Genomic DNA, 15,571 nt, shown 5'->3' on the forward strand with positions numbered 1-15,571 from the left:
TTTGTAGTGTTGGGCATCGACTTCAACGGGACGCACTTCTGTATGAGAAATCCAGCCTGGAACTTGATCGGGTCGCAGCCCTGACAATCACATTGCCATTAATTGACGTCAACTAATGGGCGGCATGATAGCACCTAAGATACCGTTGGTCGCGCTTGTGATAGATGTCCATTAAGTCAGGAATCAAGACGTTTTGGACGTTAGTTCCATAAAGGGAAAAGTGGCGTTGTTGTCGCCGGGAAGAGTCGGATGTGCGTAGGTATATTGGCTGTTAATACCAGGCAACACCCTAGGCAAGGCGGGTAGTCCAGCTATCGAGGGGAATAGTTATTTGTTTAGAGTTGTCGTGAATAGGTATGAAATATTCAATAACGACATACGTGGACTCAAATTTTTAAGCAGTCATCGCAGTAAAATTATGCGCTACGACTCCGCTCTGCGGATTTAAGCCTGCCGCTCTGCGTAGGAAACAAGTGTGAATGGTCTGGAATTAACCGGTGGCTGAAACTGGCTTTGTCCGACCTGGAAGGCAAAGGCTTCGATCAGTGTGGTCTGTTCACTTTCGTCGAGGCTCAGCTGGCCGGTTTCCTGATCGATAAGCTCAAGTTGCCATGCAATCAATGTCAGGCAATCTTTCAGCGCATTCAGGGCTTCATCGTGCAGGTCCATGTGATTCTGCGCGTGGTTCAACAGGCCATGAATGTGCAGGGAAAACTCGGAAACCGCCGCCAGCGCGAGAGCGTCTGCCTTGTTGGCGAGCTTGAGCAGGGTGCTGAGCATGCAATCGATGGCGTCCTTGTCATTGCTGATCAGTTGCAAATGACTCAGGCATTCCTCGGTTTTGGCCAGGAGTGTTTCGGCCTCGACGAGAAACTCGGGGACCCGCTTTGCCCATTCATTACGATTGTTCGGCATGCTTATCTCCACAACGTCATGACTAATGAGGGAATGTCGTGTGTGTCGACGAGGACGATCTGCGTCCCGACGTAACCGTTTCGTCGCGAGACCGCGCTCCGGCCTGCATGAATGCGGGCTGAGGAGTTTGAGAAGGTGGATGGCCACTTACCTGCGATCGCACACAAAAGCCTGACTCCATTCATGCAATGAGAATGGCGTCACATTAATGGCTATTGGATATTGCGAATATCAGGTTGGGCCTGATTGTGGGTAAGGGAAACCCTTATGCAGCGGAACTTAACGCGAAGACTGTGGTCGCGCCACAGAGAATGTAGCAGATGAAATTACATCGCCAGTAAAGCATGATGTTAATGTGACATCAATGCTGGAGCATCGCATTTTGCTTGGGGTCAAGCTCCGGCAAAAACAGCCGATATCCCTCTATTAGCGAATTCATCAGAACAAGAGCAGGAGTCATTAATGGCCGGCATTCTCGATACGGTAGACCAACGTACGCAATTGGTGGGTGAGAATCGCCTGGAAATTCTCATGTTCAGGCTGGCCGGGCGGCAATTGTTCGCGATCAACGTGTTTAAAGTTCAGGAAGTTTTGCAACTGCCGAAGTTGACCCTGATGCCTCAGCGCCATCCGTTCGTCTGCGGCGTCGTCAACCTGCGTGGGCAGACCTTGCCGGTGATCGATTTGTCCCAGGCCATCGGCATGCGTCCGCTGATACCCGGTCCCAACAGCACGATTATCGTCACGGAGTACAACCGTTCGGTGCAGGCGTTCCTGGTCGGTGGCGTGGACCGCATCGTCAACATGAACTGGGAAGCGATTCTGCCGCCGCCGACCAGCGCTGGTCGCCAGCATTACCTGACGGCCATCAGCAAGGTCGACGATCAGTTGGTGGAAATCATCGACGTCGAAAAAGTCCTGGCTGAAATCGTCCCGTACAACGCCAAGGTTTCCCGCGACAAACTCGACGATCCGGTGCTGGAGCGTGCCCGTGGTCGCGAGGTGCTACTGGTGGATGACTCCAATGTGGCCCTCGCGCAATTGCGCGACACCCTCGGACAGCTGGGCGTGAAAATGCACATCGCCAGTGATGGCTTGAAGGCATTGAACATGCTCAAGGCCTGGGCCGATACCGGCGTGAACATGACCGACAAGTTGCTGATGGTGTTCACCGACGCCGAAATGCCGGAAATGGACGGCTACCGCCTGACCACCGAAATCCGAAACGATCCGCGTCTGCGCGGCCTGTATGTGGTGTTGCACACGTCATTGTCCGGCAGCTTCAACGACTCGATGGTGAAGAAGGTCGGCTGCGACAATTTCCTCTCCAAGTTCCAGCCGGACAAACTCGTCGACGTGGTGCGCCAGCGCCTGATGCTCGACGCCGTGCCGGCCTGATCATGACCAGAAACCACCTGTAGGAGCCGGCTTGCCGGCGATGGCGTCCGTAAGATCGCTATCGCCAGCGAGCCGGCTCCTACAGGTTGAGTCCGTGAGGACGCTTTCCCCGGCGAGCAAGCGCTTCTGTCTTCAGCCTTTGATTCAGCAATCAAGCTCGTATAGGGTGGCGTTTTTGCCTCCCAGGGAGCTGGCCATGCTGCGTCTGAGCGCGCTTTATCGTTATCCGTTGAAATCCGGCAAGGGCGAGACCCTTCAGCAGGTCACTCTCGATAAGCTCGGGCTGGACGGGGATCGACGCTGGATGCTGGTGGACGAGGCCAGCGGGCGTTTCCTGACTCAGCGCGCGGTGGCAGAAATGAGTCAACTCTCGGCGCTGTGGAATGCCGCCGGTGGCTTGACCCTCAGCGCCCCCGGCCACTCGCCGCTCGATATCGCCTTGCCTGCCAGCGATGCCGAATTGCGTGGTGTCACTATTTGGCGCGATACGTTACGTGTCCCCGATGCCGGTGACGCGGCGGCTGCCTGGGTCAGTGCGTTCATTGGCAAGCCGACGAGGCTGGTGCAAGTGCCGCTTGATCGTGCGCGGACTACACAGGCCGGATATGGCAAGGACGATGATCAGGTCGCATTTGCGGATGGTTTTCCGTTGCTGCTGATCGGGCAGGCGTCCCTGGAGGATCTGTCGCAAAAGGTCGGGCGACCATTGGAGATGCTGCGCTTCCGGCCGAACCTGGTGATCGAAGGCAGCGAGGCGTTTGCCGAGGATGGCTGGAAGCGCATTCGCATTGGCGATGTCGAGTTCCGCGTAGTCAAACCGTGCTCACGTTGCATTCTGACCACCATCGACCCGCAGACCGGTGAACGCAGCGCTGATCGCGAACCGTTCGCCACCTTGCAGAAATATCGGTCCGAGGCTGATGGTGCGATGTTTGGGCAAAATCTGGTCAATGACAGTAATGGCTGGCTGGAAGTAGGCATGCCGGTCACCATTCTTGAGTAAAAACCGCTGAACAAAAAAATGCCCGTGTTTTTGCACACGGGCATTTTTTGTCGCTGTGAACCCCAGGGTTTTAGCCGCGGTATTCGCACAGGTAAGCGGTGTCGACGGCCACTTTCAGCTGGAACTTGCTGTTGGCTGGCACATTGAACTGGCTGCCGGCGGCGAAGGTTTCCCAGTCGTTGCCGTCTGGCAGTTTGACAGTCAGGGCGCCGGACACCACGTGCATGATTTCACGCTGGCTGGTGCCGAATTCGTATTCGCCCGGAGCCATGACGCCGATGGTCGCAGGACCTTCAGCGGTGCCAAAGGCGATCGACTTGACGGTGCCGTCGAAGTACTCGTTGACTTTAAACATGGGCGATTCCTCGAAAAGGGCTTAAAAGGGCCGGCCAGTATGCACAAGGCCCAAGGCGTCGTCACCTGTCTAAAGCGGCAGAACCAGAGGCAACAGCCGTGCGGTATTGCGCGCATCTTCGAGCGCCCGATGTTGCTGGCCGGTGAACTGCAACCCGGCCAGTTGCAGGGCGCCGTTGAGCCCCAGCGGACGCTCCAGCCGCCGGACCTTGGCAAAGCGCTGTTTCAGGTTCATGTGCGGCACATTGCTCAAGACGCTGTCGAGTTGCAGGCGTTGCCATTCCTGAAGCAATTGTTTGCGATCGTAATCGCCCCAACTGACCCAACCTTCAAGGCCTGTGTGATGTTGGCCCAGCCAACGCTCAAACGAGGCCCAGACCTCGCTCAATGGCTGCGCCGCATCGATATTGGCTTGGGTAATGTGCGTCAGTTCCCGGCAAAAAGGCGTGAGCAGGGGCCGACGCAGCGGTCGGACGAAGCGTTGGAAATGATCCACTTCTCGCCCTTTACGATCCACCAGGGTGGCGCCGATTTCGATGATTTCCATTTCAGTTACTGGCCAGCCACCCTCATCGGTGGTGGCTTCCAGATCTATGACCAGCCAGTGAGGCATCGCCGGGTTCCTGGTATCCGCGTGCTGATAGGGTTTGAGCGTAGCCAAACCCGGCGGTTCCGCCTAGCGGCTTATTCGACCTCCAACAGAATCTGACGGTTTTTCACCTGATCGCCGACCTGTACCTGCAAGCGCTTGAGCACGCCGTCGATGCCTGACTTGAGCGGATGTTCCATTTTCATCGCTTCCAGCACCACCAGCAGTTGGCCTTTGCTGACCTGGCTGCCTTCACTGACCAATACATCGACGATCGCCCCATCCATCGGCGCCTTGAGGGTGCCGGAGCTGACGCTGGCCTGGCTGCTGACCAACATCTGGGTCCGATCCGTCAGTCGCAGGCTGCCCGGACGGGTGAATAGCCAGAGTTGCCCGTCCTCCTGGCGATAGTCATGGCACTGCCGAATGCCGTCGATTTCGATAGTTGCCAAGCGTCCGTCGCACTCGATGATCTTCAGTTCCAGGCTTCGGGTGGCGACTTCAATCCGGTACGGCTCACCCGGTGCAGCATTCAATTCCACCAACCACTCCTCATCATCCAGGCCGAGTCGATACCGTAGCGGCACGCTGGCGTTGTTGCGCCAACCGCTCAGCGGACCTTGGTGAGCCTGCGCGGAAGATTGGTAGAACAGGGCCGCAGCAATCGCCAGTTCCTCGGCGCCGGGCACATGCGGGTGCAGGCTCGGATGGTCGGCGAAATACTGCTGGATGAAGCCGGTGCTGAACTCGCCACGGATGAACTGTGGGTGTTGCAGCAGGCCGGCGAGCAGGCGCTGATTGCTCTGAACCCCCAGCAGCACGCTGTCTTGCACCGCTCGCAGCAGCTTGCGTCGGGCTTCTTCGCGGGTGGCACCATGGGCGATGATCTTGCCCAGCATCGGGTCGTAGAAAGGGCTGACGTGCCGTCCCTCGATCAGTCCATGGTCGATCCGCACGCCGCTTTGGATTGCAGGTTCCCAGGCATCGATGCGCCCGGTTTGTGGCAGGAAGCCTTGAGTCGGGTCTTCGGCATACAAGCGTACTTCGATGGCATGCCCGTTGAGTTGCACCTGATCCTGGCGTAACGGTAGCGGCTGTCCTTCGGCAATGTTCAGTTGCCAGGCCACCAGATCCAGCCCGGTAATCAGTTCGGTAACCGGGTGTTCCACTTGCAGGCGCGTATTCATTTCCAGAAAGTAAAAATGCCCGCGCGCATCCAGCAAAAACTCAACGGTTCCCGCGCCGACGTAATTCACCGCGCGCCCGGCCTTGAGCGCGGCTTCACCCATGGCTTGGCGCAGTTCTACGGTCATCACCGGGCACGGGGCTTCCTCGATGACTTTCTGGTGACGGCGCTGGATCGAACAATCACGCTCGCCGAGGTAGATCAAGTTGCCATGTTGATCGCCGAACAACTGCACCTCGACATGCCGAGGTTCGATCAACGCCTGTTCGAGGATCAACTCAGCGCTGCCAAAACCGTTCAGGGCTTCGGAGCGTGCGGTGCGAATCTGCTCCAGCAGATCACTGGCGCTGTGTACCAGCCGCATGCCGCGCCCACCACCGCCGGCACTGGCCTTGATCATCAGCGGGTAGCCGATGCGTTCGGCTTCGCGGCTGAGGGTCGCGTCATCCTGTTCGGCGCCTTGATAGCCTTTGATGCAGGGCACACCGGCGTCGAGCATGGCGATTTTCGACAGGCGTTTGCTGCCCATCAGTTCGATGGCTTCGGGGCTGGGGCCGATGAAGGTGATGCCGGCGTGTTGGCAGGCGAGGGCGAATTCGGCGTTTTCCGAGAGGAAGCCGTAGCCGGGATGGATCGCGTCCGCGCCAGTGCGGTTGGCGGCTTCGATGATTGCCGGGATGTTCAGATAAGACTGCTGCACCGGGGCCGGGCCAATGTTCACGGCTTCGTCGGCCATTTGCACATGCAGGGCATCGGCGTCGGCATCGCTGAACACCGCCACCGTGCGATAGCCGAGGGCCTGGGCGGTGCGCTGGATGCGGCAGGCGATTTCACCGCGGTTGGCGATCAGGATCTTGCTGAATCCGGGCATGTTCTGTTCCCTGGGTTATTGCGCTGAATTTGATGGCCTCATCGCGAGCAGGCTCGCTCCTACATTTGAAACGCATTCCAATGTAGGAGTGAGCCTGCTCGCGATGCTTTTAAGAAGCCCACCCCGGTTTGCGTTTTTGCACAAACGCCATCGTGCCCTCGACGCCCTCGGCGCCGGTCACCGCGTCACTGAACCACTCGGCGGCTTGATCCAGTAAGTCGCTCGACGGCTGCACGGCACTCGCCAGCAGCAACTTCTTAGTCGCCGCATTCGCCCCCGGTGCGCAACACAAGACATGAGCCAACACTTCATCCAGGCGTTCGGCCAATGCTTGCGCGTCGTGCTCGACAAAATGCACCAACCCCATCCGCCGCGCCTGTGTGCCGTCGAACCGGGCCGCGGTCAGGGCCAGTCGCCGGGCGTGGGTCAGGCCGATGCGTTGCACCACGAACGGCGCGATCTGCGCCGGCAGCAGGCCAAGACTGGTTTCCGGCATGCCGAATTGCGCCTGATGGTCGGCCATGGCGATGTCGCTGACGCACGCCAAGCCAAAACCACCACCGAGCACCGCGCCTTGCAGCACGGTGATCACCACTTGCGGTGCGTGTTGCGTTTCTTCCAGCAAGGCACCGAAGGCTCGGTTCAATTCGCGGTACGCGGTCGGGCCTTGGGCGCGGGCGTTGGCCATGTCCTTGATGTCGCCGCCGGCACAGAAATGCCCACCGGCACCACCGATCACCAAGGCACGAATCTTTCTGTCATCGCGCACGGCCGCCAGCACCGCACGCAGTTCGGCGACCATCTGCAAGCTCATGGCGTTGCGGCTTTCCGGGCGATTGAGGGTGATGTGCAGCACGCCGTTATGTGGTTCGAGCAACAAGGTCTGGCAAACCGGCAGGGCGCTCATTTCTTTTTCCCCGGCAGGATGCCCATGAGTTTGCAGATGATCCCCAGCATGATTTCATCGGCGCCGCCGCCAATCGACACCAGCCGCACGTCGCGGTAGGCGCGGGCCACCGGGTTGTCCCACATAAAGCCCATGCCGCCCCAATATTGCAGGCAACTGTCACTGACCTCGCGGCCCAGCCTTCCGGCCTTGAGTTTGGCCATGGAGGCCAGGCGGGTAACGTCCTGGCCTTTGATGTATTGCTCGGTCGCTTGATAGACCAACGCCCGCAGGCATTCGATTTCGGTTTGCAGTTCAGCCAGGCGGAAGTGAATGACCTGGTTGTCGATCAGCGCGCTACCGAAGGTTTTGCGCTCCTTGCAATATTCGATAGTGCTGTCGACGCAATACTCCAGCCCTTTGATCATGTTCGCCGCGCCGAACAGGCGTTCCTCCTGGAACTGCAGCATTTGCATCATGAACCCCGCGCCTTCATGGCCGATGCGATTGCGCTGCGGCACGCGCACGTTGTCGAAAAACACCTGGGCGGTTTCCGAACTGCGCATGCCGAGTTTGTCCAGGTGCGAGCTGAGGCTGATGCCCTGCGTGTTCATCGGCACCATGATCAGTGACTTGTTGATGTGCGGTTTGTCGTCCGACGTGTTGGCCAGCAGGCAAATAAAGTCGGCGCTCGGCGAGTTGGTGATCCACATCTTGCTGCCGTTGATTACGTAGTCATCACCGTCCTTGCGTGCGGTGGTTTTCAAACCGGCCACGTCGGAACCGGCGCCGACTTCGGAGACGCCGATGCAGCCGACCTGCTCGCCGCTGATGGCCGGGCGCAGGAATTCCTCACGCAGTTCATCGGAGCCGAAACGGGCGAGGGCCGGGGTGCACATGTCGGTCTGCACGCCGATGGACATCGGAATGCCGCCGCAATGAATGGTGCCGAACTCTTCGGCGGCGACAATCGAGTAGCTGTAGTCCAGCCCCATACCGCCAAATTTTTCCGGTTTGGAAATCCCCAACAGGCCAAGGTCGCCAGCCTTGCGGAAGATCTCGTGAATGGGAAAACGCCCGGCCTTTTCCCATTCCTCGACGTGCGGGTTGATCTCGTGCTCGACGAATTGGCGGACAGTGCGGCGCAGTGCTTCGTGTTCCTGGGTGAAGATCATTCTTATTGTTCTCCTCTGATCGCCCTTAGAAGCGGGCTACACCAAAACTGTTGGCTTGCAGCGGCCGCACCTCGGCCTCGTGGCAGATGTCCAGCAAGTAACCGAGCAAGGTCCGGGTATCGCGCGGGTCGATCAAGCCGTCGTCCCACAGATTGGCACTGCCATACAGCGCCGTGGACTGGCTGTCGAGTTTCTGCGCGGTGACCTGCTCCAGCATGTCGAGCATTTTCGGGTCGGGCACCAAGCCATCCTTGGCCTGTTTGGCTTCGGTGACAATGCGCAGCACTTTGCCCGCTTGCGCGCCGCCCATCACGGCGGTGCGGCTGTTGGGCCAGGCGAAGATGAAGCGCGGGTCGAGGCCACGGCCGCACATCGCGTAGTTGCCGGCGCCATAGGAACCGCCGACGACGATGGTCAGCTTCGGCACCCGAGCATTGGCCACCGCCTGGATCATCTTGGCGCCGTGCTTGATCACGCCTTGCTGTTCCGATTCGGTGCCGACCATGAATCCGGTGGTGTTGTGGAAAAACAGCAAGGGCGTCTGGCTCTGGTCGCAGAGCTGAATGAACTGCGCCGCCTTGCTCGCACCTTTTGGCGTGATCGGGCCGTTGTTGCCTATGAAGCCGCAAGCACGGCCCTGGATTTTCAGTTGACCGCAAATGGTCTGTTGATCGAACTCGCCTTTGAATTCGAGAAAGTTTGAGCCGTCGGCAATGCGAGCGATGATTTCGCGCACGTCGTAAGGTTTTTTCGGATCGTCCGGGACCAGCCCCAGCAATTCATCGATGGGGTAGAGCGGCTCTTCATATTGCCGCTCGGGCAGCCACTGCAATTGGTCGTTCCACGGCAGCATGCTGACGATCTCTCGCGCCTGGCGCACGCCGTCGGCGTCGTTTTCGGCCAGGTATTCGGCGGTGCCGGCCGTTTGCGCGTGCATCTCGGCGCCGCCCAGTTCTTCGTCGGTGGCGACTTCACCAGTGGCTGCTTTCAGTAACGGCGGGCCGGCCAGAAACAGCTTGGCCTTGCCGCGCACCACCACGACGTAATCCGACAATCCCGGCTGATAAGCACCGCCCGCCGTGGCCGAACCATGAACCACAGTGATCTGCGGCAAGCCCATGGCCGACATCCGCGCCTGATTGGCAAAGCTGCGCGCGCCTTCGACGAAAATCTCGGCGGCGTAATTGAGATTGGCGCCACCGCTTTCAGCAAGGGTAATCACCGGCAGTTTGTTTTCCATGGCGATCTGTTGCAGGCGCAGGGATTTTTTCAAACCGCTGGGGGAAATGGTCCCGCCCTTGATCGCGCTGTTGTTCGCCACCACCAGCAATCGCACGCCGGACACATAACCGATCCCGGCGATCAGGCCGCCACCGGCCGAGCTACCGTCCTTGTCGTCGTGCAGTTTATAGCCAGCCAGACTGGCCAGTTCGAGGAACGGAGCGCCCGGGTCCAGCAGTAGATTGAGGCGCTCACGGGGCAGCAGTTGCCCGCGTTTGTCGAATTTCGCTTTGGCTTCGGCCGCCTTGTTCAGCAGGTTCTGTTCGAGCGCTCGGACTTGCTCGATACCCACCAGCATCGCCGCGCGATTGCGGGCGAACTGTTCGCTGTGCGGATCGAGTTGCGACTGAATCACCGGCATGGGTTATTCCTTGTCCTTGAGCACGTCCGGAAGGTACGCACGGTGAAAGCCGTTGTACGACTCGCTGTTTTTGGCCTTGTGAATCGGCCAGGCGCGTCCGCCTAGACTGGCGGCGCCATCAATGCGCAGGGTGCTGCCGCTGATGAACGCTGCTGCCGGGCTCAACAAAAAAACAATCGCCGCGCTGACCTCTGATTCGGTGCCGATGCGCTTGAGCGGCACATGCTCACGCAAGGTCGGAATCACCGCCTTGAACGCACCTTCGTAGGTGTCCATGCCGCTGGACGCAACCCAGCCCGGCGCCACGGCGTTGACTCGCACCCCGGCATGACCCCACTCAAAAGCCGCGGTCTTGGTCAGGTTGTCCATGCCCGAACGCGCCGCGCCGGAGTGGCCCATGCCGGGCATGCCGCCCCACATGTCGGCAAGCATGTTGACGATGGCGCCGCCGTGCTTGCTCATGGACTGGTTGAACACTTCACGGGCCATCAGGAAACCGCCCACCAGATTGGTGCGCATCACGGTTTCGAAACCTTTCTGATTGATCGAGGCCAGAGGCGAGGGGTACTGCCCGCCAGCGTTGTTGACCAGGCCATGGATCGGGCCGTGCTTGCGGATCAGTTCGCTGACCAGATGGGTCACCGCTTCTTCCTCACGGATATCGCAGGTGCTCCAGTCCGCCTTGCCGCCATCTTCGGCGATTTCGGCAGCGACGGATTTCAGCTTGTCGGCCTTGCGTCCGACCAGCAAAACATGAGCGCCGAGGGCCGCCAGTTCATGTGCGGTGCAACGGCCGATGCCGCTGCCGCCGCCGGTGACGATGATGTTTTGGCCGGCAAACAGGTTGGCTTTGAAAATCGAATCGTAGGCCATGGCGGCAGTCCTCTAGTTGACCTGGTCGGCGATGCGTTGCGGCACCGGAATCTGAATCTCCAGCAGTTGCTGGGCGAACGCCTTGCCTTGTGGATCAATGCGCAGGCTGGCGACACCGCCGCCGCCGAGGGCGTTTTCCAGCAGGAAATTCAGGCTGTGGGTGGCGGGCAAATACCAGCGCTCGACACGTCCGTGGATCGGATCGAGGACATGGCTCATCCAGTCGACGATCACTTCCGGGGTCAAGGCTTCGGCGATCCACGGCAGGTATTCGGGGTCGCGGGCCATGACGCCGATGTTGCTGTGGTTGCCCTTGTCGCCCGAGCGCGCCACCGCCAGTTTCACCAGTGCCACGCTGGCGTCGGCCAGGCCTGCGGGTTTGGGTGGCTCGAACGGCACCGGCAGGTCGGCGCTGTCGAGCACATCGACGGCGGGCAGGGCGCACGGTTGGCGCTGGCCCATGAGGTCAATTTCCAGCGTGCAGGCGCTTTTGTCGATCAGGAACGAGAACAAGCGGATCAGCGGATACACCGTCGGCCGGCCCCCGACAATCCCGGTCAACCCCGGTGCCATGCCGGTGGCGGCCTGGGCGATCTCTCGGGAAAACACGATCAGTGCCTGTTTGCTCGGATGACGCACGGCGAGTTTGATCACCACTTCGCGGCTGTCCTGGCGTTGGCCGTGGGGACCGTAAGTGGCTTCGCTGCCGAGCAGTTCGATGTTCACGTCGCTGTAAGGGGGCCAGCCACGTTGAGTGAAGATCTCTGAGGTCTTGTTGATGATGGCTTCACTGACGCGGCGGGCCTTGTCCACCGCATCAATGCCGGCGATCAGGCAACTGGCGGTGCAACGGAAACCGTCCGGGTAGGTGGCGCTGACCTTGTATTGATCCGTCGGCGGCAAACCTTTTGCGCCATGCACCTGAACCGCATTCTTGCCTTGTTGCACGAGTTTGACCTGGGTGAAATCGCAGACCACATCAGGCAATAGATAGGCCCGTGGATCGCCGATTTCATAGAGCATCTGTTCGCCCACCGTCAGCGGTGTGACCAGCCCGCCGGAACCTTCGGGTTTGCTCACGACAAACTGGCTGTCGGCGCTGACTTCGACGATGGGAAAACCGATGTGTTCGTAGTCGGGCACATCGCGCCAGTCGGTGAAGTTGCCGCCGGTGCACTGGGCGCCACATTCGATGATGTGCCCGGCCAGCGCCGCCTGGGCCAGTTTGTCGTAGTCGTGCCACGACCAGCCGAACTCATGCACCAGTGCGGCGCTGACCACGGCGCTGTCGACCACGCGCCCGGTGATGACGATATCCGCCCCGAGGCGCAGGGCTTCGACGATGCCCGGTGCACCGAGGTAGGCGTTGGTTGAAACGCACATCGGCGGCAGAGGAACGCCGCTGAACATTTCATGAATGCCGCGGGTGCTCAGTTGTTTGAATTGCGGTTGCAGGTCGTCGCCCAATAGCACGGCGATCTTCAGTGCGACGCCGGCCTTGTCGCAAGCCGCTTGCAGGGCGGCGGCGCAGGCTTGCGGGTTGACGCCACCGGCATTGCTGATGACACGGATTTTTTGTTCGGCGAGTGGGCTGAGCAGGGGGGTTAGGACTTCAATGAAGTCGCTGGCGTAGCCGGCCTGGGGATCTTTCATCCGTGCGCCGGCCATGATCGACAGGGTGATTTCGGCCAGGTAATCGAAGACCAGATAGTCCAGGCGTCCGCCTTCCACCAGCTGCGCAGCGGCGGTCGAGGTATCGCCCCAGAAGGCGCTGGCGCATCCGATGCGAATTGTTTTTGGCGCAGTCAATTCCATAACCACCTCCGACAGATGTGCATCGAGACTACCAAGCAAGCGCTTGGTTTGTAAACGGCTGAAATATCTTCTGCCCGAGCGCTTGCTTGGTTGCCATTGCCAGCTTAAATTGCCCGCGAAACCCCGCTGTTTTAGCGGTGATCGGCGTATTGGATTGATCGACTGTAGGAGAGAACGGGTGGACGAGCAAAAAGCCCTGAGGGTCATGCGCGAATTGGTCGACAACGGCCAGTTGACCGATCCGGACAGCGCCCGCGGCAAGCTGCTGCAAGTGGCGGCTCACCTGTTTCGCAATAAAGGCTTCGAGCGCACCACCGTGCGCGATCTGGCGGGTGCCGTGGGCATTCAGTCGGGGAGCATTTTCCATCACTTCAAAAGCAAGGACGAAATCCTGCGGGCGGTGATGGAGGAAACCATTCGCTACAACACCGCGTTGATGCGCGCAGCCATTGCCGATGCCAACAACGTACGTGAGCGGGTGCTGGCGCTGATCCGCTGTGAATTGCAGTCGATCATGGGCGGCAGTGGCGAGGCCATGGCGGTGCTGGTCTACGAATGGCGTTCGCTGTCCGAGGACGGCCAGGCCAAGGTTCTGGCGCTGCGTGACATCTATGAAGACATCTGGCTGCAGGTGTTGGGCGAAGCCAAGACCGCCGGTTTCATCCGTGGTGATGTGTTCGTCACCCGGCGTTTTCTCACCGGGGCGCTGTCCTGGACCACCACCTGGTTTCGCGCCGGTGGCAGCATGAGCCTCGATCAATTGGCCGATGAGGCGCTGATCCTGGTACTGGAGGAAAAATAATTAGATTGTGTTGGTCGGCAGGAAACTGGCTAACTGGGCGAAACCGCCTAGCTTGATTGCATTGATGCAGTATTTTTGGGGAGTGGGTTGTTTTGATGTCTTCGCCAATTCGGACGGCTTCACGGCTTTTGCTGGCGATGCTTGCGGCGTTGTGGATGGTGCCTTCACCGGCGGCACAACTGGTGCGCATCGGTGCCGCGCATTTTCCACCGTACACCGTGCGCCCGGAAACCGGTGCCGATACGGGCTTGCTGCCGCAACTGGTCGAAGCGCTCAATACCTTGCAAAACGACTATCAATTCGTGCTGGTGCCCACCTCCATTCCCCGGCGTTTTGGTGACTTCAAGCAAGGCCGGATCGACATGGCGATCTTCGAAAATCCCGCCTGGGGTTGGGAAGCCATTCCTCACACCGACGTTGATATGGGGCTGGAAGACGCCGAGATTTTTGTCGCACAACGCCAGCCCGAACGAAAGCAAAGCTACTTCTCCGACCTCGCAGGCAAGCGCCTGGCGCTCTTCAGTGGTTACCACTACGAATTCGCCAACTTCAACGCCGAGCCCAAATACCTCGCGCAAAACTACAACGCCACGCTGACCTATTCCCATGACAGCAACCTGCTGATGGTGCTGCGTGGCCGCGCCGACATCGCCCTGGTTACGCGCTCTTACCTGAGCGATTACTTTTTGCGTAACGAAAAAGTCGCCAGCGAGTTGCTGGCGTCCGAGCGCATCGATCAGGTTTATCACCACTACGCGATCCTGCGCCCGACGGCGCCGATCAGCGGCGAGGCGTTCGGCAAGTTGCTGCAAGGGCTGCGGGACAACGGTCAGATGCTGAAGATTTTCGATCCGTACAAGATTGCGGTGGTGCCGGTTCCGCACGAAGAGATTTCGCCACAGGTCGCGAATTGACCGGCGCCGCTTAAATTTTCCGCCTCGGCTCACGTCACATCGTTGAACTGTTGACGATTATCGTGAGCCCGACCATGCCCAATCCGAATGACCCGACTGCCCTGGCGTTACCGACAGGCAACAGTCTCACCGCTGATGAAACCGAGGGCGCGTTGAGCCTCAACCTGGACGGTCAGTTGCTGATTCAGCTGCGGCTGACCCGCGACCCCGAGTTGCAGGTGCAGCTGGAGGACCGCCTCGTCTGTCCTGTCGGCAAGGCACTCTGGGCCGCCTGTTATTGGCTGTTTGCCCGTAACCCGGCTTGCCAGCGCCTGACCTGGAAACTCGATCAAGCGCCGACTGAAGCCTTGCTCAGTGGATTGCTGATCCCCACGCCAACCGTTGGCGAATACCGTTGCGAGCGCACCTTGTTCTGGCAATTGCCACAGCCGTGGCTGGGCCAGCCGCTGACTGGCAGTTATCCACAGCAAATGGTCATCAGCGGTGGCAAGCGTCATCCGCTGCGGCCGATCAAGCCACGGGGCGAGGTGTATCGGCGTTTCGATGCGCAGCTGGGGGCCTGGATTTCCCTGCGCACCGTGGACATCGACCTCGACCTGGCGCGTTTCAATCGTTGGCAAAACAGCCCGCGAGTTGCCAGTTTCTGGCAGGAAGAGGGCAGCCTCGAACAGCATCGCGAGTACCTGAGCAAGCTCGAAGCCGACCCGCACACCCTGACGCTGATCGGTTGTTTCGACGATCAGCCGTTTGCCTATTTCGAAGCCTACTGGGCCAAGGAAGATCGCATCGCACCGTTCTATGAGGCTGGTGATTACGACCGTGGCATTCACATGCTGGTGGGAGAGGAAAATCACCGTGGCCCGCACAAGGTGGCGAGCTGGTTATCGGCGCTGGTGCATTACCTGTTTCTGGATGACGCGCGCACCCAGCGTGTGGTGGCCGAGCCTCGCGCTGACAACGGCAAGATGATCGGGCACATGCAGAGTCAGCGATTCCACTGTGAGAAAGAGTTCGATTTCCCGCATAAACGCGCCGCGTTGATGGTGTTGGGGCGTGAGCGGTTTTTTGATCGGTGTGGGTTGGTCTGAAAGCAAAGATCGCAGCCTTCGGCAGCTCCTGCATGGGATTGCGTAACCCTGTAGGAGCTG

14 protein-coding genes are annotated in these 15,571 nt (G+C 59.5%); 5 read left to right on the plus strand and 9 right to left on the minus strand.

What is annotated here, in order from left to right; genetic code table 11:
• Positions 1–444 precede the first annotated feature (444 nt).
• Positions 445–915, minus strand: coding sequence for a hypothetical protein (locus NL64_RS28175; protein ID WP_034151337.1), 471 nt, complete (start codon positions 913–915; stop codon positions 445–447).
• Positions 916–1,377: 462 nt separating this feature from the next.
• On the opposite strand from NL64_RS28175, the gene NL64_RS28180 reads away from it, so the two are divergent.
• Together NL64_RS28180 and NL64_RS28185 are read left to right on the plus strand one after the other, a co-directional pair.
• Positions 1,378–2,313 carry a chemotaxis protein CheV gene (locus NL64_RS28180; protein ID WP_034151338.1) on the plus strand — a complete coding sequence of 312 codons (936 nt, stop codon included), beginning with the start codon at positions 1,378–1,380 and terminating at the stop codon, positions 2,311–2,313.
• Positions 2,314–2,509: 196 nt separating this feature from the next.
• Positions 2,510–3,316, plus strand: a complete 807-nt coding sequence (locus NL64_RS28185; RefSeq protein ID WP_034151339.1) for an MOSC domain-containing protein — start codon at positions 2,510–2,512, stop codon at positions 3,314–3,316.
• A 70-nt stretch (positions 3,317–3,386) separates the two neighbouring features.
• Here the strand turns inward: NL64_RS28185 and NL64_RS28190 are convergent, their stop codons facing one another.
• The 8 genes from NL64_RS28190 to NL64_RS28225 form a co-directional block, all read right to left on the minus strand.
• Entirely contained in the window at positions 3,387–3,671 is a 285-nt protein-coding gene (locus NL64_RS28190; protein WP_034151340.1) for a pyrimidine/purine nucleoside phosphorylase, read from the minus strand.
• A gap of 69 nt (positions 3,672–3,740) precedes the next feature.
• Positions 3,741–4,283: an exonuclease domain-containing protein gene (locus NL64_RS28195; RefSeq protein WP_034151341.1), complete on the minus strand. Its 543-nt coding sequence runs from the start codon at positions 4,281–4,283 to the stop codon at positions 3,741–3,743.
• A gap of 71 nt (positions 4,284–4,354) precedes the next feature.
• Complete coding sequence (locus NL64_RS28200; protein ID WP_034151342.1) at positions 4,355–6,316, minus strand: acetyl/propionyl/methylcrotonyl-CoA carboxylase subunit alpha; 1,962 nt, start codon at positions 6,314–6,316, stop codon at positions 4,355–4,357.
• 109 nt (positions 6,317–6,425) lie between these two features.
• Entirely contained in the window at positions 6,426–7,223 is a 798-nt protein-coding gene (locus NL64_RS28205; protein WP_034151343.1) for an enoyl-CoA hydratase/isomerase family protein, read from the minus strand.
• Entirely contained in the window at positions 7,220–8,377 is a 1,158-nt protein-coding gene (atuD, locus tag NL64_RS28210; RefSeq protein WP_034151344.1) for a citronellyl-CoA dehydrogenase, read from the minus strand. Before atuD ends, NL64_RS28205 begins: the two co-directional genes overlap by 4 nt.
• A 25-nt stretch (positions 8,378–8,402) precedes the next feature.
• The gene (gene atuC / locus NL64_RS28215) at positions 8,403–10,019 is read right to left on the minus strand and encodes a geranyl-CoA carboxylase subunit beta (protein ID WP_034151345.1); all 1,617 of its coding nucleotides are present in this window, start codon (positions 10,017–10,019) and stop codon (positions 8,403–8,405) included.
• A gap of 3 nt (positions 10,020–10,022) precedes the next feature.
• The gene (locus NL64_RS28220; protein WP_034151346.1) at positions 10,023–10,892 is read right to left on the minus strand and encodes an SDR family oxidoreductase; all 870 of its coding nucleotides are present in this window, start codon (positions 10,890–10,892) and stop codon (positions 10,023–10,025) included.
• A gap of 12 nt (positions 10,893–10,904) precedes the next feature.
• Positions 10,905–12,707: an acyclic terpene utilization AtuA family protein gene (locus NL64_RS28225; RefSeq protein ID WP_034151347.1), complete on the minus strand. Its 1,803-nt coding sequence runs from the start codon at positions 12,705–12,707 to the stop codon at positions 10,905–10,907.
• 178 nt (positions 12,708–12,885) lie between these two features.
• Between NL64_RS28225 and NL64_RS28230 the strand changes: the two genes are divergently transcribed.
• The 3 genes from NL64_RS28230 (at position 12,886) to NL64_RS28240 (ending at position 15,511) form a co-directional block, all read left to right on the plus strand.
• Positions 12,886–13,509, plus strand: coding sequence for a TetR/AcrR family transcriptional regulator (locus tag NL64_RS28230; protein WP_034151348.1), 624 nt, complete (start codon positions 12,886–12,888; stop codon positions 13,507–13,509).
• Positions 13,510–13,604: 95 nt separating this feature from the next.
• Positions 13,605–14,423, plus strand: coding sequence for a substrate-binding periplasmic protein (locus NL64_RS28235; RefSeq protein ID WP_034151349.1), 819 nt, complete (start codon positions 13,605–13,607; stop codon positions 14,421–14,423).
• Between the two features lie 74 nt (positions 14,424–14,497).
• The gene (locus tag NL64_RS28240) at positions 14,498–15,511 is read left to right on the plus strand and encodes a GNAT family N-acetyltransferase (protein ID WP_034151350.1); all 1,014 of its coding nucleotides are present in this window, start codon (positions 14,498–14,500) and stop codon (positions 15,509–15,511) included.
• Positions 15,512–15,571 lie beyond the last annotated feature (60 nt).

Source organism: Pseudomonas fluorescens, from assembly GCF_000802965.1.
Lineage (GTDB): Bacteria > Pseudomonadota > Gammaproteobacteria > Pseudomonadales > Pseudomonadaceae > Aquipseudomonas > Aquipseudomonas fluorescens_A.